Genomic DNA, 17847 nt, shown 5'->3' with positions numbered 1-17847 from the left:
TGCAATGCAATGGGCTATCGGCTGTACAGAGACGAATCGGTCGAGGCAGGAATCCGACGCATCGCGACCGAGCAGGTCGACAAGGTATTGCACGAAATCGACGATGACGCGCTCGATCGGAGCGAAACCGTTCACCAGGCGCGCACGCGATGCAAGAAGCTGCGCGCGCTGGCGCGGCTGGTCAGGCCGGCTTTTCCCGATTACCGACGGGTCAACGCGACCTACCGCGATGCGGCGCGCGAGTTGTCGTCCCTGCGCGATGCCCAAGTGGTCGTCGAGACGGTCGACCAGCTCCTCGAGCGGTTCGAAGGCACCGTCGACCCCGAGGCCTTTGGGGGTCTCCGCGAGAACCTGGCCGAGCTTGCCGACACCCAAGGCAGCGATGGGGAAGACATCGAGGCCCGAATCGCCCGGTTCAGGGAAACGATGGCCGACAGCCGCGTCAGCATCACCGACTGGACGCTGAGCACCGACGGCGGGCGCGCCGTGGCCGCCGGCGCCCGAAAGACATACAGAAGGGCTCGCAAGGCCATGACCCGGGCGGAACAAACGCCGACCACCGCCGTGTTGCACGAATGGCGCAAGCGCATGAAGTACCACTGGTATCACGCCCAGCTGCTGGAGGGCTGCTGGCCCGGACTCATCAAACCCTGGGCGAAGGCCGCCCACCGCATGTCGGATGTGCTCGGCGACGAACACGACCTGGCGGTACTGCATGCAATGCTGCTCGCGGATCCGGATCGCTTTGCCGACGAAGATACGCTGCAGGCCCTGAGCGCACTCATCGAGCGACGCCGTGCCGAGCTTCGCGCCCGCGCGTTCCAGCATGGCCGGTTCCTGCTGTTCGACAAGCCGAAACAGCTCGAAGCGCGTGTCCGCACTTACTTCGATGCCTGGCAATCACCGGTCGAAGCGCTCGAGTTCCCTGCGCCGCAGGACGTCGAGGACTGATCCCGGCCGGGATTTCGCCGCCCCCCCCGCAGTAGAACTCAGCGGGCCTCGATCTCGAAACGATATTCGTGGCGGGCGAGCGCTTGTTCGACGCCCACCTCGTAGGTCTCGACCAGCACCTCGCCGTCGGTGTCGAGAGTGAAAACGCGCAACATCGCCGTATGGCGGCTTTCGTCGGGAATCTTGGTGCGTTCCAGCGGCGGAATATGCAGGTAGTGCACGCCATCGATCTCCTTGGAATGTTCCACCCGGTCCATATCCATGTGCAGGTCACCGGAAATGACCGCAGCCAGGTTCGGTTGCGCCACCACCTCGGCGAAACCTTCGTGGTGGATACCCTTGTCGGGATTCTCCGGGTAGACGCCCGCCTGGGCACCGTGCACGATCAGCAAGACCGGCTTGGGCTGCAGCGCCTTGATCCGCTCGAGCATCCATTCGATGCCCCGGTCGTCGAAATCACGGCCCGAGTCCGGCGATGCCAGCACCAGCGCCACCTCTTCGGTCTCGACCACGTAGCTCGGCTCGGTCAATTCCTGTCCGCCGCGACCCCAGCGATTGGCGTACTTCAGGTACCGTTCGACCGTGCTGCCGTGCTCCTCGTTACCCATGATGGGATAGAAGGGAAGCGCCAGGCGCCGCAGCTCCGCCGTGGCGTTTTCGTACTGCACGACGGTGCCCTTGTGCGCGATGTCACCGACGCCGACCACGAAATCAATATGCATCGAGTCCGCCATCCGGTTCACGTGATCGATCGCCGCGGCCATGTTCGGAAACTGCGGCTCGGGCTTGGGTTCGGCGTCGCCCAGAACCGCGAAACGCAGTGCGATATCGTCTTCCCTGTCGCTTTCAGCCGGTGTGCAGGCAGCGATAAACAGGCTCGACATCAGCGCCACGGCAAGGGTGGCGTTCCGCATTAAAGTCATTACTTTCCCTTCAGGATTTTGAGTTTGGTTCCTGCTTTTTAACGCTGGCAGGTCACAGACTGATGACGCCAAAGAAAGGGCCCCGCCGGAAGCGGGGCCCGTTCGGTATCGCGCTGAGTGGCTGGCGGATCAGTCGACGAGAAAGGTCTCCAGGAAAAGCACTACGGCCTCGCTGTAAAGATCGCGGTTTTCCTTGCGGCGGTAGCCGTGACCCTCGTTGAGCGCGTTCATGTACCACACCGGACTGCCCTGCTCGCGCAGCGCGGCGACGACCTGCTCGGCCTCGCTGACCGGCACGCGCGGATCGTTCTCGCCCTGGACGACGAACATCGGCACGTCGATCTGCTCGACGTTGTTGAGCGGGCTGATGGCCTCGAGATGCTCGCGCATTTCCGGGTCACGCTCGTCACCGTATTCAACGCGTCTGAGGTCGCGGCGGTAGTCCTCGGTGTTCTCCAGGAAGGTCACGAAGTTGCTGATGCCGACGATGTCGACGGCGGCCTTGAGCCGGTCGCTGTAGTGAACGGCGCTGGCGAGCACCATGTAGCCGCCGTAGCTGCCCCCGTAGACCGCCACGCGATCGGCGTCGAGATCGGGCTGGGTCTCGATCCAGTCGAGCAGCGCGCCGATGTCGCGAACCGAGTCCTCGCGCCGCATGCCGTTGTCGAGCCTCAGGTAGCTCTTGCCGTAGCCGGCCGAACCGCGCACGTTGGGCCGGATGACGGCCGCATCGAGGTAGTCGATCCACAGCTGGTAGGTGCTGGAGAAACCGGGGCGCGACTGGCTTTCGGGCCCGCCGTGGATCTGGATGATGACCGGGTGCGGACCCTCGCCGTCGGGGCGATAAACGAACGCCGGGATCTGGCGCGGCTCGCCGTCGACCTCGTCGAAGGTGGGGTAGCTGATCAACTCGGGCATCACGAACTGTTCGGTATCCAGGCCGCCGACCTCGCTGTAGGTCCAGCGCGTGAGCTTGCCCGTGTCCCACCCCATGACGTGGACATCGCTGGGCGAGCGCGGGTTGTTGAGCACCAGCGCCAGCGACTCGTCGTCCTCGCTGAACGAGGCACCATAGATCAGGCCCTCCGGCACATCATCGACGCGGTCGTAGCTGTCATCGGCGGGATCGAAACGGTACAGGCGGCTGATGCCGCCCTCGTTGGTGACGAACACGCCCGCGTCGCCGGCATGGTTGAGCTCCAGGCCCTGCACCGACCAGGGAATGTCGCCGGTGATCACGCGCGGCTCCCCTTCAGGGTCGAGCGGACGCCAGGCCAGCTGCGCGAATTCGCCCTCTGCGTCGGTGCTGAAATACACGCCCTTGTCGTCGGCGTCGAAACCAGAAGGCAGGTTGCGCGAGGGATCTTCCTCGCTGCCGGCAATACGCGTCAATTCACCGGAGCCCAAATCCAGGACATGGATGCGCGAGTCGTTGACGCTCACATACTGGACGACGAGCAGTTTCTGGTTGTCGGAAGAAAACTCGACCGGACCCCACCAGCTGCCGTCGGGCGCCTCGAGCACGAGCTGGGCCTCGCGCTCGTTCTCGAAATCGAACATCCAGATATCGTTGGAACGACCGTTGCGGCGCGTCGACTGGAAGGCCAGGTAGCGCCCGTCCTGCGACCATTCCAGGCCACCGTTGCGCGACTCACCGTCGCTGATCATTTTGCGGCTGCCGTCTTTCGGGTCGAACAGGTAGATCTGGTCGAATTCGCTGCCGCCTTCGTCCATCAGGAAGGCCAGGGTGTCGCTGCCCGGGCGGCGCGCGGCGCCGCCGACCGGCTCGTCGTACCAGGTGAGCTGGTGACGCGCCCCGCCGGGCCGGTCGACGCGATGAAACTGGCTGACCTCGGCGAAACGCGTGGTGATGTAGAGGCTCTTGCCGTCAGCGCTCCAGTCGATCAGACCGGCCGAGCGGGTGTTCTGGTAGCGCGTGAGCGCCTCGCTGATGGATTCGGGGATCCCGGGAACGTCCTCGAGGACCACGTTGCCGGAGTTGGCAGTGCGGCGGTCGACCTCGGCGCCGACACAGACAGTCGCCAGGGCGAAAAGAACGGGGATAAGGAACAGGCGTCGCATGAAGACTCTCATCGCGTTGGGTATCCGGACAGTATATCGACTGACCGGAACCTCGACGTGAGAGTGCTACTAAGCCGGCGCGCCCGCGAAGCGTTGCCCAGGGGCCCAGGGCTTGCTCATGACGCTTCCTCGGCCTTGCGTACCAGCGTCAGCCCGTCGCCGATCGGCACGATCGAGACATCGACTTCCTCACGTTCGCGCAGGTATTCGTTGAAACTGCGAATGGCCTGCGTGTCCTCGTCGTCGTCTTTGTCGTCGATCACCCGGGCGTCCCACAGCGTGTTGTCGATCATGATCAGGCCGCCGGGGCGCACCAGTTCGTGGCAGCGCTCGAAATAGTCGATGTAGCCGGTCTTGTCGGCGTCGATGAAGGCCAGATCGAAGGTGTCCTCGCAGCCGGAGACCAGGAGTTCTTCCAGGGTCTTGAGCGCCGGGCGCAGTTCCAGCTTGATGCGCTCGTCCACGCCGGCGCGCTGCCAATAGCGGCGAGCGATATCGGTCCACTCCCTGCTGGTGTCGCAGGTAATGGTCCGGCCGTCATCCGGCATCGCCAGGGTGACGGCGAGCGCACTGTACCCGGTAAAGGTACCGACTTCGATATAGCGCTTGGCGCCGATCAGGCGCGCCATCAGCGCCATGAACTGGCCCTGCTCGGGGGCGATCTGCATGTTGTGCTGCGGCAGTTTCGCCGTCTCCTCCCGCAATTCACCCAGGAGGGGATCCTCGCCGGAGCCGTGTTCGAGCATGTAACGCTGGAGCGCTTCGCTGAGGCCGATGGACTGATTCGTCATTAGTGTACCCCGTCGCTATTCCTGTGAAATTCAGAGTGCGCCTGAGCCGATAGTGCAAGGCGCGACCCGCAGTGAATGGCCGTAGCCCTTTACAAGGGTCGCAACGCCGCAATATCGGCTCAGGCGCGCTCCCAAAGGGCGAGCTGGAAAGCGCTCATCTGCGGCGTTATGTCTCTTGACAAGGGCTAAGGCCATTGCCTGCGAGACATGCCTTGCAGCTAAGCACTTTCCAGCCCGCTGAATGTTACAGGAATAGCGACGGGGTACACTAGTTAGCCATTAGAGTCTTGAAGGAAAGTGGCCGTGACCTGGTCACGCAGATTTCTGAGGTCCTGCTCGAGCAATCGCCGCTCGTTGGCGAGCGCCGCCTCGCGCGACGCCATCAGGCGGTCGGAACTGGCGACGACGGGCGCGACATTCAAGCCCGCCTCTTCGAGGCCCGCTCCATCGGGCCCGCCCGGCTGCCCGGCAATCCACAGGGCAGCACTAATCACCAGGGCGGCCGCGACGCCGGCCAGGGCCGGCGGGCGCAGAAACCATGGCAACGGTGAAGGCCGGCTTTGGAGATTCCGAATCCGCGCGGCAACGCGCTGGCCGACCCGTTCCGGGCAATCGGCCTGGATGCGTCCGGCATCGGCCTGCAGTCGTTCTTCGAGCTGTTGTCTATTCATTCGTTGCAACCTCCCCGGACAACCAGTCGTCGGCATCGATCCGCTCGGCCAGGCGCTTGCGCGATCGATGCAGCGTGACCTTCACCCAGGCGACGGAGCGCCCGAGGATGCGGGCGATTTCACCGGTTTTCCGGTCTTCGGCGTAATACAGCCACAACACGTCGAACCAGGACGATGGTAGCAGTTCACGCGCCAGCAGCCAGATATTGTCTCGCCGCTGTTCGCCCTGCGCGCTTTCTCTTGGACCATCGGATGCGTCGATCAAGACGGCGGGCAGTTCGACGTGATCGACTTGCCGCCTGGCGGCCCGGCGGCGGGCGATGGTGAACAGCCAGGTGGAAAATCGCCAGCGCTCCCGGTAGCTGCCGAGATGCCGCCAGGCGGCCAGGAAGGCGTCCTGAACGATGTCCTCGGCATCCGCGGGCGTAGCGCCGCGCACGAGCACGAACCGGTAGAGACGGTCCCGGTGGGCGTTAACCAGTTCGTCGAACGCCTCGAGCGAGCCCGACCGGGCCCGCTCGATCAAGCGACGTTCAGCCTCGGCGTGCATCGTCGGCGCGGCACGCTCAGTCCAGCAGTTCGAGCATTTCGTCCGCACTGACGTTGACCGACAGGCTGACGCGATCGCCTTCTCGCTCGGACTTCAGCGAGGAGAGGAAGGACAGTTCGGGGTCGCCTTCGGACGCCGACAGGGTTTGCAGGCCGATCAGGCCCTGCACGATGTTCAGCAGCGCCTGGGCCTGGGCTCCGTCGACGGCGATCAATTCAACGCGGACGTCATAGCCGCCGCCGGCGTCGGTCAACGCGAATCCCGCCCGGCGGATGTTGCGCATCACCTGTGAATCCCAGTGGCCATGCCCCTCTCCCAGGGCCGCTGTATCGACACCGCCGGAGAGCATCGGCTCGGCGCGGACGACCAGCAGGTCGCTCGCCGCCAGCGGCCCGAAGCGGTCGCCGGCGAGAAAGGCGTCGAGCAGCGACCGGCGGGTGGTTACAATCACGGCCGAATCTTCGTCGAAGCCCAGATACAGCGAGCCGCCCTCGATCTCGAGATCGAATCGTTCGGCCAGCTCCCCGTTGGCACCGGCCAGGTAGGCGCCATCAACGTCGGACAGCGGCTCGGCGGCGAGCCGGCGGATCACCGTGTCTCTCATTTCCTCGTCGAGGCGCCCCTCGACCATGACGCTGAAACCGTCGCGATCCGGGCCGGCGCCGAAGACGGCCAGTGCATCGAGCTCGTCGATCGTACCCTCGCCGAACTCCTCTTCAAGATCCTCGATGACCTCGCGCCGCAACCAGCCGTAGAGGGCACCGTCGTCGGACGCGCCGCGCATCGCCGCCAGGTTGACCTGCACGAACCAGGGGCTGTCTTTACCCAGCGTTCCGTCGGCCGCCGGAGCGGTGAAGGGCAGCAGCAGGAGCGTGATCAGGATGAATCGTTTCATGGTGGATTGCCTCGTGATCGGATGGATGTGTACCCCCTTTTAGCTCCGGGAAGCGAAATCGGTTACAAGCAATCGAGTTTCAGTCGACAACCCCGAGTATGCTGATCGGCGACCGCAAACACATGAGGCACAAGTCATGGATGAGTTCATGCAGGCCGCCGTCGAAGAGGCCCGTCAGGGCCTAGCCGAAGGCGGGATTCCGATCGGTTCGGTGCTGGTGCACGAGGGACGCATCATCGGGCGCGGCCATAACCGGCGGGTGCAATCGGGCAGCGTGGTGCTGCACGGCGAGATGGACGCGCTGGAAGATGCCGGGCGCCAGCCTGCCCGGGTCTATCGGGAAAGCACGCTCTACACCACGCTCTCGCCCTGCCCCATGTGTTCGGGCGCCATCCTGCTCTACGGCATCCCCCGCGTGGTCATCGGCGAGAACCGCACCTTCATGGGCGACGAGGACCACTTGCGCGCCGAGGGCGTGGACGTAAAAGTCGTAAACAGCCCGGAATGCGTGTCATTGATGCAGCGGTTCATCGAAGACTCACCCGAGCTATGGAACGAAGATATCGGTGAGTGACTCAAGTGGCCTCTGCGCCCGATTGCGCCACCACATCAATGTCCAAGTACCAGGCACCAATTCTCAAACAAGTACCAATGTTTGAATGATCGAAACATGGCCTCAGGCGTTCGAAGCGCCCCGATTCGTTTCGGTCAATTGAAAATTCGGTCATTGAGATTTGTTTGTGAATTGGTGCTTGGAATTTGAAAATTACGAGAGCAATCCTTCGCCAGAAGGCGAGGAGTTTAAGGATTCCCTATCGGGGACTCTAGAAAAGCCTGGCGGGTGAAGTTCACCGGCTCACCCTCGCTGACCAGGACGTTGTCCTCGATGCGGACGCCGCCGTAGGGCGTGAGCCGCTCGATCGCCTGCCAGTCCACCCGGGAAGCGTACTCACCGGCGCGCAGCTTCTCCAGGAAAGACGGAATGAAATAAAGCCCCGGCTCGATCGTCACGACATTGCCCGGTTCGAGCTTGCGCGTCAGCCGCAGCGCGGGATAGCGATCGGGCGGCGGCAGTTCCTGCCCGTATTGGTCCTTGAGGCCGGCGACGTCGTGAACCTGCGCACCGATATGGTGGCCCAGCCCGTGCGGCAGGAAATGCGCGCTCACGCCGGACTCGACCTGCTCTTCGGGCGGCATGTTCACGATGCCGGCCTGCTCGAGCACGGCGGCGATGGCGCGATGCGCCTCGATATGCAGATCGACGAAGTTCTGCCCGGCACGGACCCGGTCCACCAGGCGTCGCTGGGCGGCGTCAACGGCTTCGATCAGGTCGCCGAACTCGCGGTGTTCGTCCATTGTCCAGGTACGCGTGATATCGGCGGCGTAGCCGCGCCAGTCGGCCCCGGCGTCGATCAGAAAGCTGTAAACCGGCTTCGGCCGCTCGGGCGTGCGAAACTGGTAGTGCAGCACGGCGCCGTGATCGTTGAGGGCGACGATACTGCTGTAGGGCAGCGTGTCCTGATCCTCGCCCATGGCGGCCAGGTAGGTGAGATGGATCTCGAGCTCGCTCTTGCCGGCCCGAAAGGCTTCGGCGGCCGCCAGGTGGCCGGAGACGGCCAGGCGATTGGCGTGTTCAATACAGTCCCGCTCCCAGGCGGTCTTGCGCGTTCGCATCTCGTCCAGCCGCCACATCAATTCAGGCGGGTTGAGGTCGGCACCGTCGAGCAACTCGCCCAACGCCCGCTCATCCCCGATGACGGCCAGGGCGCGCTGCTGGCGGAAGCGTTCCTCCCAGTCGTTCGCAGATCGCACGATCTCGACTTCGAGGCTTTCGGTCAGCCAGTCGCCCGGCGGCTCGGGCGGCATATGCCAGAAATCGTCGGGCTGGCAGTACCACAGCTTCGGGCGCTCCCCCGGACGCAGTTCGAGCAAGCTGTCGACCGCAAACGGCCGCGGCACCAGGGCCACGAAGGGGCCGTGCGCGCGAAACGGCGGATGCTGATCGTCGAACAGCCGATTCTCCGGGCGGCCCGAGTGAATCAGCAGGCCGTCGTAGCCGAGCTCGGTGAGCATCTCATCGATTTCCTCACGTCGATGTTCGACGTGGCGGGCGTAGAGCAACGCATCCGGGTTGGGCATGGGACGAAAGCCTCAATCAGTTAGAATTCAATGCTTGTCATTCTAGCGCGCAAGCGCAATTTCTTTTAGCGATGCCCATCCGGATATACAACACGCTGACCCGCCAGAAGGAAGACTTCGTCCCGCTCGACCCCGAGCGCGTGACGATGTATGCCTGCGGTCCGACGGTCTACAACTACGCCCATATCGGCAATGCCCGGCCGGCGGTGATCTTCGACCTGCTCTATCGCGTGCTTTCGCGCCGTTATCCGGAGGTGGTCTACGCGCGCAACATCACCGACGTCGACGACAAGATCAACAAGGCCGCAGCCGAACAGGGTGTTCCGATCGACACCATCACCCACCGCTTCGCCGACATCTATCACGAAGACATGGCCGCGCTGGGCGTGGGCCAGCCGACGATCGAACCGCGCGCGACCGAACACATCGACGAGATCATCGCCATGATCGAGCGCCTGGTCGACAAGGAATGCGCCTACATCGCCGAGGGCCACGTACTGTTCAGCATCGAGGCAGCGGGCGATTACGGTGAGCTCTCGCGCCGGGACATGCGCGAGATGATCGCCGGTGCGCGCGTCGAAGTCGCACCCTACAAGCGCCACCCCGGCGACTTCGTTCTGTGGAAACCGTCAGACGACGATCAACCCGGCTGGGAAAGCCCCTGGGGCCGCGGCCGTCCCGGCTGGCACATCGAGTGCTCGGCCATGAGCGCGGCCCACCTGGGCGAGGTCATCGACATTCATGCCGGCGGCCAGGACCTGATCTTCCCGCACCACGAAAACGAGATCGCCCAGAGCCGCTGCGCGCACGGCACCGACCACTTCGCCCGCTACTGGATGCACAACGGCTTTGTCACGGTCGACAAGCGCAAGATGTCGAAATCGCTGGGCAACACCCTGATCGTCCATGACTTGCTCAAGGAATGGCCCGGGGAGGTCATGCGCTACGTGCTGCTTTCGGCGCATTATCGCCAGCCCCTCGACTGGTCGGTGACAGCCCTTGAGCAGGCACGCGCCACCCTCGATCGCCTCTACGGCCTGCTACGCGATCACCCGCCCGCCGAACAGGCCGTGGAACCGGCCCCGCCGGCAATCGAAGCGCTGCAGGACGACCTCAATACACCCACGGCACTGGCCGAGGTCAATGCGCTGGCGCGAAAGCTCGGCAGCGCCGAGCCGTCCGAGCAACCGCGGATTGCCGCCCGCCTGAAGGCGACGGCGGAAATGCTCGGGCTGCTGCAGGGTAATCCAGAAGACTGGTTCAAACAGCGCCCCGGCAGTGACCATTCCGACGTGGACGAAGCCGAGATCGAGCGCCTGATCGATGAACGCAACGCCGCCCGAAAATCGCGCGACTTTGCCACCGCCGACCGCATTCGCGACGACCTGGCCGGGCGCGGCATCGAACTCGAGGACGGCCCGGAAGGCACGCGCTGGAAGGTAATCTCGTGAGCATCGAATCGGCCCAACAGGAGATTGTCGACGAATTCGGCCTGTTCGACGACTGGATGGACCGTTACCAGTACTTGATCGACCTTGGTCGAAAGCTGCCTGAACTCGACGCAGCAGACAGGGTCGACGAAAACCTGCTGGCCGGCTGCCAATCGCAGGTCTGGCTGCTCACAGACGGGGATGCCGACGAACTGGTGTTCCGCGCCAACTCCGACGCCGCCATCGTGTCGGGCCTGATCGCCCTGCTGCTCAAGGTCTACTCCGGGCGCAGCGCCCGCGAAATCCTGGACTCCGAACCGCACTTCGTGGCCGATATCGGCCTGAGCCAGCACCTCTCGCCAACCCGGGCGAACGGGCTCAATGCCATGCTCGGCGAGGTTCGTCGACAAGCGAAGTTGGCCCTCGAGCGCGCGTAGCCGCCGGTCCGTCGGCTTACTTTCGGCTGTTGCCACCGAGGGCGGTGCGAGCCACGACCAGTCAACTTCTGTTTCGCCCGGCGCGCTTCGCGCGCTCTTGCGGCGAATTCCTTTTGCCTCGCGCGGCAAAAGGAACTCGCCGCAAGAGCCTGCGAAGCAGGCCGGGCGAAACAGCCTTTGACTTGTCGAGGGCGCCACCGCGACCGGTGGCAACTAGGCCTGCAAATGCCCTCCAGTTGGAAAGCACCGCAATGAAAAAGCCCCGGTCGGCCGGGGCTTTTTCACATCGAATGGCGATGCAACCGCGATGCCGTCAGCGACTGTCGCGCATCTGCTTCTGCTTGATCTCCCAGCGCTCCTGGGCATCCAGGCACAACGTCGCGATGGGCCGGGCTTCGAGGCGGGCCAGGCCGATTTCCTCGCCGGTTTCCTCACAGTAGCCGTACGTACCTTCATCGACGCGGGCGATGGCCTGGTCGATCTTGTTGAGCAGCTTGCGATAACGGTCGCGCGTGCGAAGCTCCAGGCTGTTCTCGGTCTCGCGACTGGCGCGTTCGGCCTCATCGCCGACGTCACGCACTTCGCCGCGCAGGTTATTGATCGTCTCCTGGGACTCCTGGATCAGGTCTTCCCGCCACTTGAGCAGCATGCGACGGAAATATTCCAGGTGCTCCTGGCACATGTACTCTTCTTTCTCGGAAGGCTTGTATCCTTCCGGCAAATCGACAATCTTGCTGGACATCAGCTGTTGGCCTCTTCAAGCCAGGTTGTTGCAAAACCGCCGATTATATATCCTAGAGAGCGACTCCGGGCAACCCCCCATGCAGAAGTTATTACTCGCCCTGATCCGCGCCTACCGCTATGTGCTCTCTCCCTGGATAGGCGGTCAGTGTCGCTTTGAACCGACCTGCTCGATCTACGCCAGGCAGGCGATCGAGCTGTACGGGGCCTGGCGGGGGAGCTGGCTGGCCCTCAAGCGCCTGCTGCGCTGCCATCCGTTCTGCCCCGGGGGCAAGGACCCGGTGCCCGGCTACGAAGATGACGAAATGCCCTGAGCACCCTGGGCACATTCGGGGCTGTCATCCGGCCAAACGGCGAATATCAGCGCCGAGCTGGCGGAATTTTTCCTCGATGTTCTCGTAGCCGCGGTCGATGTGATAGACCCGGTCGATCACCGTCTCGCCCCGCGCCACCAGCCCGGCCAGCACCAGGCAGGCCGAGGCGCGCAGGTCGGTGGCCATCAGGGGCGCGGCAGTCAGATGGTCCACGCCCTTGATGACCACCGAATTGCCTTCCAGGCGAATATCAGCACCCAGGCGCTGCAGTTCAAGCACGTGCATGAAACGGTTCTCGAACACCGTCTCGCGCACGATGCCCGTACCTTCGGCAATCGCATTGAGCGCGGTGAACTGCGCCTGCATGTCGGTGGGGAAGCCGGGATAAGGAGCCGTGGTCACATTGACAGCACGCGGACGCCGGCCGGCCATATCGAGTTCGATCCAGTTCTCACCGGTGCTGATCTGCCCGCCGGCTTCCTCGAGTTTGGCCAGTACGGCATCCAGGGTGTGCGGCGCGGCGTTGAGCGCGCGCACGCGCCCCCCGGTCATGGCTGCGGCGGTCAGGAATGTTCCCGCCTCGATGCGATCGGGCACGACGACATAGTCATAGCCAGACAGGCGCTCGACACCTTCGATGACGATGGTATTGCTGCCGTGTCCCGAAATTCCGGCGCCCATCGAATTGAGGCATTCGGCCAGGTCGGCCACCTCGGGCTCCTGTGCGGCGTTTTCGATCACGGTCGTGCCCTCGGCCAGGGTCGCGGCCATCATGAGGTTTTCGGTACCGGTCACGGTGGCGGTATCGAGCACGATACGAGCGCCCTTGAGACGCTCCGCGCGGGCCTGGATATAACCGGACTCGACCGTGATGTCGGCACCAAGCGCTGCCAGACCCTTGAGGTGGAGATCCACCGGGCGGGCGCCGATTGCGCAGCCACCCGGCAGGGAGACCTGGGCAGCGCCGCGCCGGGCCAGCAATGGGCCGAGCACCAGGATGGAGGCACGCATGGTCTTGACCAGGTCATAGGGGGCAACGTCACTTTCCATCTCCGAGGCGTCCAATTCGACGCTCAAACGGTCGCCCAGCGCAATCGAAACGCCCATCTGGCCGAGCAATTCAATGGTGGTGGTCACGTCCTTGAGATGCGGCACGCCCTGGAGTCGGCAAGGTTCTTCGGTGAGCAGCGCGGCCATCAGAATCGGGAGTACGGCGTTCTTGGCGCCGGAAATCTCGACTGACCCTTCGAGCGGACGACCGCCGACGATCTGGATTCGGGCCATGGGAATCAGCCTTGTGCCGGTGACTGGCCGGCTTCCTCGGGGGTCTTGAGATCGAGACTCATGGCATGAATCTCGCGGCCCAGGGCTTCACCGACCGCGGCGTGCACCCGGCGGTGGCGCTGAACACGTGAAAGCCCTGCAAACGATTCGCTCACGATACGTGCGGCATAATGCACGTTGTCGTTCGACTCGACCTCGACGCGCGCGTCGGGCATTGCTTGTAGAATACGCGCTTCAATTGCGGTGACATCCATGATCTGCTCGGGGGAATGAAAATCGGTGGCCAATGAAAGTTCTCGGCGAACCTAGTTTAACGCAATCGCCCCACCCGCCTGCCCGAACCTTTCTGGAAGCTGAATGACGATCACCATCGCTGTCCTGCAACTGCTCGCCGGCTTCGTGCTGCTGATCTGGGCGGCCGACCGCCTGGTGGCCGGCGCCTCGGCCTGTGCGCGCAACTTCGGCGTATCGACGCTGATCGTGGGGCTAACCATCGTCGGTTTCGGCACCTCGGCCCCGGAAATGATCGTTTCGGCCATGGCATCACTCGAGGGCAAACCCTCGCTGGCCATCGGTAATGCGCTGGGCTCGAATATCGCCAACATCGGCCTTATCCTCGGCCTGACCGCGCTGATCTATCCGCTGCGCGTGGAATCGGCAACGATCAAGCGCGAAGTGCCGGTGCTGGCGGTGATCATGCTGCTCACCCTGTTCCTGATGTGGGATCTCCAGTTTTCCCGTGGTGACGGCATCATCTTGCTGATCGGGCTTGCTGCACTGATCGGCGGCATGGTCATGCTCGGACTCAAGAGCGGCGGCGAGGACCCCATGAGCATCGCACTCGCCGAGGAAGTGCCCACCGGCATGCCGACGCGAACCGCGGTCCTGTGGACCCTGGTCGGCCTGGTACTGCTGCCGCTCAGCGCCCACGTCCTGGTCAAGGGGGCGGTGACGCTGGCGCTGTTGGCAGGCGTTTCGGAAGCCGTCATCGGCCTGACTGTCGTGGCACTGGGCACCAGCCTGCCGGAACTTGCCGCCGCGGCCGCCTCAGCCTACAAACGCGAGGATGACCTGGCCATCGGCAATATCCTGGGTTCGAACATGTTCAACCTGCTCGGCGTGCTCGGCATCGCGGCAGTGATCCACCCGATGATCATCGAGCCTGTGCTGCTTAACCGCGACCTGCTGGTGATGTTCGCGATCTCCGCCTTGTTGCTGTTGATGGCCTGGCGACGCAAAGGCCACGGGCTGATCAACCGACCGGCCGCCCTGGTCCTGTTCGCCGGCTATCTCGGCTACCAGACCTGGGTGATCTGGGAGGCGGTTCTGGCACGCTGATGCCCGGGCGCTAGTGGATTAGAATCGAACCCATGAATATCGATGCCCGCCGCCTGCTCGACGCCGCCGGCGAAGTTCTCGAAACCGAGGCCCGCGCGATCGGCTCGCTCGCTCAGCGCCTGGACGAGCACTTCGTGACCGCCTGCCGCCTGATTCTCGAGGGGCCGGGCCACGTCGTGGTCACCGGCATGGGCAAGTCCGGCCATATCGCCAACAAGCTGGCCGCCACGCTGGCCTCGACCGGCACCCCGGCCTTTTTCGTGCACCCGGCGGAAGCCAGCCACGGCGACCTGGGCATGATCGCCGAGCACAACACCGTGCTCGCCCTGTCCAACTCTGGCGAAACCGAGGAAGTCCTGCAGCTTCTGCCCGGCCTCAAGCGACTGGGCGTGCGCCTGATCGCCATGACCGGCAACCGCGCCTCGACACTGGCGCGGCACGCCGACGTGCATCTCGACACCAGCGTCGACCGCGAGGCTTGCCCGCTCGGCCTGGCGCCCACCGCTTCCACGTCGGCCCAGCTCGCACTGGGCGACGCACTGGCCATCGCGCTGCTCGACGCGCGCGGCTTCACCGCCGAGGATTTCGCACGCTCGCACCCGGCCGGCAGCCTGGGGCGCCGACTCCTGCTGCGTATCAGCGACCTGATGCACACCGGTGACGAACTGCCCACGATCAACAAGGCCGAAAGCATCGCCGAAGCGATCATGCAAATGACGCGCAGCCGCCTGGGCATGTGCGCCGTACTCGACGACGGGGGCTCGCTGGTCGGCATCGTCACCGACGGCGACCTGCGCCGCCACGTCGACGATCTTGGCGACATCCGCAGCAATGCAGCCGAAAACATCATGACCGTGGACCCGCGCACCATTCGCGCCGATGAACTGGCCGCCTCGGCGGTTGAACTGATGCAGAGCCACCGCATCCAGGGTGTGCTGGTCACTGACGAGGACGGACAACTGGTGGGTGCGCTGAATTTCCAGGATCTGCTGCAGGCGGGCGTGGTATGAGCACCCCCATCCGCCTGGCCATTTTCGACGTCGACGGCGTGATGACCGATGGCCGCATTACCTACAGCGATGCTGGCGAAGAACTCAAGACCTTTCATACCCGCGACGGCCTTGGCCTCAAGGGCCTCCAGCACAGCGGCATTACCGTCGCCATCATCACGGCGCGCAACTCAACGATCGTTGCCCGCCGCGCTGCCGAGCTGGGCATCGAGCACCTCGTCCAGGGCCGCGACGACAAGGCCGCTGCGCTCGACGAGCTGATGGCGCGACTGTCGGTCACCGGCGAGCAGTGCGCCTACACCGGCGACGACCTGGTCGACTGGCCGGCCATGCAGCGCTGCGGCTTCAAGTGCGCGCCGGCCGATGCCAGTACATGGATTCGCCAGCGCGCCGATTTCGTCACCCAGAACCCGGGCGGTCACGGGGCCGTGCGCGAAGTGTGCGAGCGCATACTCGCAGACCAGGGCCTGCTGAATACCTGGCAGGATCGCTTCGAGTGACCTGGCGGGTGGTGCTGATCGCCTGCCTGGCGCTGATCGTGGCGCTGGGCATTCGCTGGCTGATGCCGAGCGACCGAAGCGCCACTCCACCGGTGAGCATGCCCGACACGCAGTTCGACTACACGCTCAGCGACTATTCGGCCAAATTCCGCGACAACCAGGATCAGGTCGAGCTCACCCTGTCGGGCCCCCGGCTGGAGCACGTCTGGGCGGACCGCATCGCCCGCCTCCGGTCGCCCCGCTTCCACATCGAACCCGGCGCGGCCGACTGGCGCGGCGCCTCCGACAACGGCCGCATCCTGCGTCACGATGAATTGCTGGTGCTCGAAGGCAACGTGACCCTGGTCCATCTCGGCGAGCGCGGCGAAATCGAGGTCCGCACCGAGCGTCTGCGCTATGACAGGCGCGCGCGTACAATCACCTCGGACACGTCCGTGGCGATCACGCAGGCGGAATCCAGGCTGCAATCCGGCGGTCTGAGAATAGAACTGGACAACAACCTTCTGGAACTGACCGATGGCGTACAAGGCGAATTCGAACCGGAGGCGGCCCGGGATGTGGCTGCTGATGACCCTGGCACTGATCCTGGCGACGACGGCTGAAGCCCAGGTTGAAGGCCGGGTCGGCATCGACGCGGAAAACGCCACCTACGACCATGCAAGCGGGGCCACCCACTTGCGGGAGAACGTGCAGATTACCCGGGGTGGCATGAAAGTCACGGCCGACGAAGGGTATACGTATCGCGGCGAGAACGGCCTGAAGCGCGTCGAACTGTTCGGTAGCCCCGTCCGCTGGTGGGCGACGACGGAAAGCGGAGACGAGACCACCGGCCATGCTGACGAGGTCATCTATGATCTGGTCGCGAGAACCATCACCCTGATCGGCAACGCCTATATCGAGGAACCGCGCGGCACATTCTCGGGCGACGAACTGGTCTACAACCTCGACACCCAGGCGACAGAAGGCCGCGGCGGCATCCAGATGACCATCGAGCCCGACGAAATCGATAATCAAGACGATGACGAGACGGAGCCGAACTGACCCGTGCTGATCGCCGAGCAACTGGCCAAGCGTTACAAGGGACGTGCCGTGGTGCACGGCATGTCGATGCAGGTCGACACGGGTGAGATCGTCGGCCTGCTCGGACCCAACGGTGCCGGCAAGACCACCTGCTTTTACATGGTCGTGGGCCTGGTCACCGCCGACGGCGGTCGAATCGAACTGGACGGTCGAGACATCACCCGCTCGAGCATGAACCAGAGATCCCGCTACGGACTGGGTTATCTACCGCAGGAAGCCTCGATTTTCCGGCGCCTGTCGGTAGCCGACAACATCATGGCCGTGCTGGAACTCAGGCGCGAACTGGACCGCAGCAAGCGGCGCAACGAGCTCGGGCGCCTGCTGGAGGAGTTCTCGGTCAGCCACCTGGCCGACCAATCCGGCATCAGCCTGTCCGGCGGCGAGCGCCGACGCGTGGAGATCGCCCGAGCCCTGGCCGCCAACCCCTCCTACATCCTCCTCGACGAGCCCTTCGCCGGCGTGGACCCGATCTCGGTGGGCGAAATCCAGCACATCGTCAAACACCTCACCGAACGCGACATCGGCATCCTGATCACCGACCACAACGTGCGCGAAACCCTTGGCATTTGTGACCGCGCCTACATCATCAGCGAAGGCCGACTGCTGACCCACGGCGCCCCGGAAGCGGTGATGGCCGACGAGAATGTGCGCAATGTGTATCTGGGGCGCGAATTCCGGCTCTGAAGTCCTGAAACCGTGTAACCACGGACT

The 17847-nt window shown here is 64.1% G+C and carries 21 protein-coding genes; 11 read left to right on the top strand and 10 right to left on the bottom strand.

The features are described 5' to 3' along the window. The first annotated feature begins 9 nt into the window (after window positions 1-9). Window positions 10-951, top strand: a complete 942-nt coding sequence (locus ACDC66_RS12775) for a CHAD domain-containing protein (protein WP_376697120.1) — start codon at window positions 10-12, stop codon at window positions 949-951. 38 nt (window positions 952-989) lie between these two features. On the opposite strand, the gene ACDC66_RS12770 is transcribed toward ACDC66_RS12775, so the two are convergent. The 6 genes from ACDC66_RS12770 to ACDC66_RS12745 form a co-directional block, all read right to left on the bottom strand. Further along, window positions 990-1874: a metallophosphoesterase family protein gene (locus ACDC66_RS12770; protein ID WP_376697119.1), complete on the bottom strand. Its 885-nt coding sequence runs from the start codon at window positions 1872-1874 to the stop codon at window positions 990-992. Window positions 1875-2003: 129 nt separating this feature from the next. Continuing rightward, entirely contained in the window at window positions 2004-3956 is a 1953-nt protein-coding gene (locus tag ACDC66_RS12765; RefSeq protein WP_376697118.1) for a S9 family peptidase, read from the bottom strand. Window positions 3957-4072: 116 nt separating this feature from the next. Then, the gene (locus ACDC66_RS12760) at window positions 4073-4747 is read right to left on the bottom strand and encodes a class I SAM-dependent methyltransferase (protein ID WP_376697117.1); all 675 of its coding nucleotides are present in this window, start codon (window positions 4745-4747) and stop codon (window positions 4073-4075) included. A gap of 272 nt (window positions 4748-5019) precedes the next feature. Next, window positions 5020-5418, bottom strand: a complete 399-nt coding sequence (locus ACDC66_RS12755) for a hypothetical protein (protein ID WP_376697116.1) — start codon at window positions 5416-5418, stop codon at window positions 5020-5022. Next, entirely contained in the window at window positions 5411-5968 is a 558-nt protein-coding gene (locus ACDC66_RS12750) for an RNA polymerase sigma factor (RefSeq protein WP_376697115.1), read from the bottom strand. The genes ACDC66_RS12755 and ACDC66_RS12750 overlap by 8 nt, the downstream gene beginning before the upstream one ends. A 16-nt stretch (window positions 5969-5984) precedes the next feature. Further along, the gene (locus ACDC66_RS12745) at window positions 5985-6863 is read right to left on the bottom strand and encodes a hypothetical protein (RefSeq protein ID WP_376697114.1); all 879 of its coding nucleotides are present in this window, start codon (window positions 6861-6863) and stop codon (window positions 5985-5987) included. Between the two features lie 136 nt (window positions 6864-6999). Between ACDC66_RS12745 and ACDC66_RS12740 the strand changes: the two genes are divergently transcribed. Continuing rightward, window positions 7000-7437, top strand: coding sequence for a nucleoside deaminase (locus ACDC66_RS12740; protein ID WP_376697113.1), 438 nt, complete (start codon window positions 7000-7002; stop codon window positions 7435-7437). Window positions 7438-7664: 227 nt separating this feature from the next. Here the strand turns inward: ACDC66_RS12740 and pepQ are convergent, their stop codons facing one another. Beyond that, entirely contained in the window at window positions 7665-9002 is a 1338-nt protein-coding gene (pepQ, locus tag ACDC66_RS12735) for a Xaa-Pro dipeptidase (protein ID WP_376697112.1), read from the bottom strand. 71 nt (window positions 9003-9073) lie between these two features. Here pepQ and cysS point away from each other — a divergent pair, with 71 nt between their 5' ends. Then, entirely contained in the window at window positions 9074-10453 is a 1380-nt protein-coding gene (cysS, locus tag ACDC66_RS12730) for a cysteine--tRNA ligase (RefSeq protein WP_376697111.1), read from the top strand. Then, window positions 10450-10869 (top strand): SufE family protein, encoded by a 420-nt coding sequence (locus ACDC66_RS12725; protein ID WP_376697110.1) that lies wholly within the window; start codon window positions 10450-10452, stop codon window positions 10867-10869. The genes cysS and ACDC66_RS12725 overlap by 4 nt, the downstream gene beginning before the upstream one ends. Before the next feature lie 313 nt (window positions 10870-11182). Here the strand turns inward: ACDC66_RS12725 and dksA are convergent, their stop codons facing one another. Continuing rightward, complete coding sequence (gene dksA, locus ACDC66_RS12720; RefSeq protein WP_376697109.1) at window positions 11183-11611, bottom strand: RNA polymerase-binding protein DksA; 429 nt, start codon at window positions 11609-11611, stop codon at window positions 11183-11185. A gap of 79 nt (window positions 11612-11690) precedes the next feature. Between dksA and yidD the strand changes: the two genes are divergently transcribed. Beyond that, window positions 11691-11924, top strand: coding sequence for a membrane protein insertion efficiency factor YidD (yidD, locus tag ACDC66_RS12715; RefSeq protein WP_376697108.1), 234 nt, complete (start codon window positions 11691-11693; stop codon window positions 11922-11924). Window positions 11925-11948: 24 nt separating this feature from the next. On the opposite strand, the gene murA is transcribed toward yidD, so the two are convergent. Both murA and ACDC66_RS12705 read right to left on the bottom strand, forming a co-directional pair. Next, window positions 11949-13208, bottom strand: coding sequence for a UDP-N-acetylglucosamine 1-carboxyvinyltransferase (gene murA / locus ACDC66_RS12710; RefSeq protein ID WP_376697107.1), 1260 nt, complete (start codon window positions 13206-13208; stop codon window positions 11949-11951). A gap of 5 nt (window positions 13209-13213) precedes the next feature. Beyond that, entirely contained in the window at window positions 13214-13495 is a 282-nt protein-coding gene (locus tag ACDC66_RS12705; RefSeq protein WP_376697106.1) for a BolA/IbaG family iron-sulfur metabolism protein, read from the bottom strand. A 70-nt stretch (window positions 13496-13565) separates the two neighbouring features. Here ACDC66_RS12705 and ACDC66_RS12700 point away from each other — a divergent pair, with 70 nt between their 5' ends. The 6 genes from ACDC66_RS12700 to lptB are packed head-to-tail and all read left to right on the top strand — an operon-like array spanning window position 13566 to window position 17820. Continuing rightward, window positions 13566-14546, top strand: a complete 981-nt coding sequence (locus tag ACDC66_RS12700) for a calcium/sodium antiporter (RefSeq protein ID WP_376697105.1) — start codon at window positions 13566-13568, stop codon at window positions 14544-14546. Window positions 14547-14578: 32 nt separating this feature from the next. Next, window positions 14579-15556, top strand: a complete 978-nt coding sequence (locus ACDC66_RS12695) for a KpsF/GutQ family sugar-phosphate isomerase (RefSeq protein WP_376697104.1) — start codon at window positions 14579-14581, stop codon at window positions 15554-15556. Further along, the gene (locus ACDC66_RS12690; RefSeq protein ID WP_376697103.1) at window positions 15553-16056 is read left to right on the top strand and encodes a KdsC family phosphatase; all 504 of its coding nucleotides are present in this window, start codon (window positions 15553-15555) and stop codon (window positions 16054-16056) included. The genes ACDC66_RS12695 and ACDC66_RS12690 overlap by 4 nt, the downstream gene beginning before the upstream one ends. Then, a complete protein-coding gene (gene lptC / locus ACDC66_RS12685) occupies window positions 16053-16658 on the top strand; it encodes an LPS export ABC transporter periplasmic protein LptC (protein WP_376697102.1) in 606 nt (201 codons plus the stop codon). The genes ACDC66_RS12690 and lptC overlap by 4 nt, the downstream gene beginning before the upstream one ends. Further along, window positions 16624-17097: a lipopolysaccharide transport periplasmic protein LptA gene (gene lptA / locus ACDC66_RS12680; protein ID WP_376697101.1), complete on the top strand. Its 474-nt coding sequence runs from the start codon at window positions 16624-16626 to the stop codon at window positions 17095-17097. Before lptC ends, lptA begins: the two co-directional genes overlap by 35 nt. 3 nt (window positions 17098-17100) lie before the next feature. Further along, on the top strand, window positions 17101-17820 hold the full coding sequence (gene lptB / locus ACDC66_RS12675) for an LPS export ABC transporter ATP-binding protein (RefSeq protein WP_376697100.1): 720 nt from the start codon (window positions 17101-17103) through the stop codon (window positions 17818-17820). The last annotated feature ends 27 nt before the right edge of the window (window positions 17821-17847 follow it).

This window comes from Wenzhouxiangella psychrophila, from assembly GCF_042310375.1.
GTDB lineage: Bacteria > Pseudomonadota > Gammaproteobacteria > Xanthomonadales > Wenzhouxiangellaceae > Wenzhouxiangella.
The sequence above is the reverse complement of the archived record's forward strand: the minus strand, read 5'-3'. Positions and strand labels throughout refer to the sequence as shown.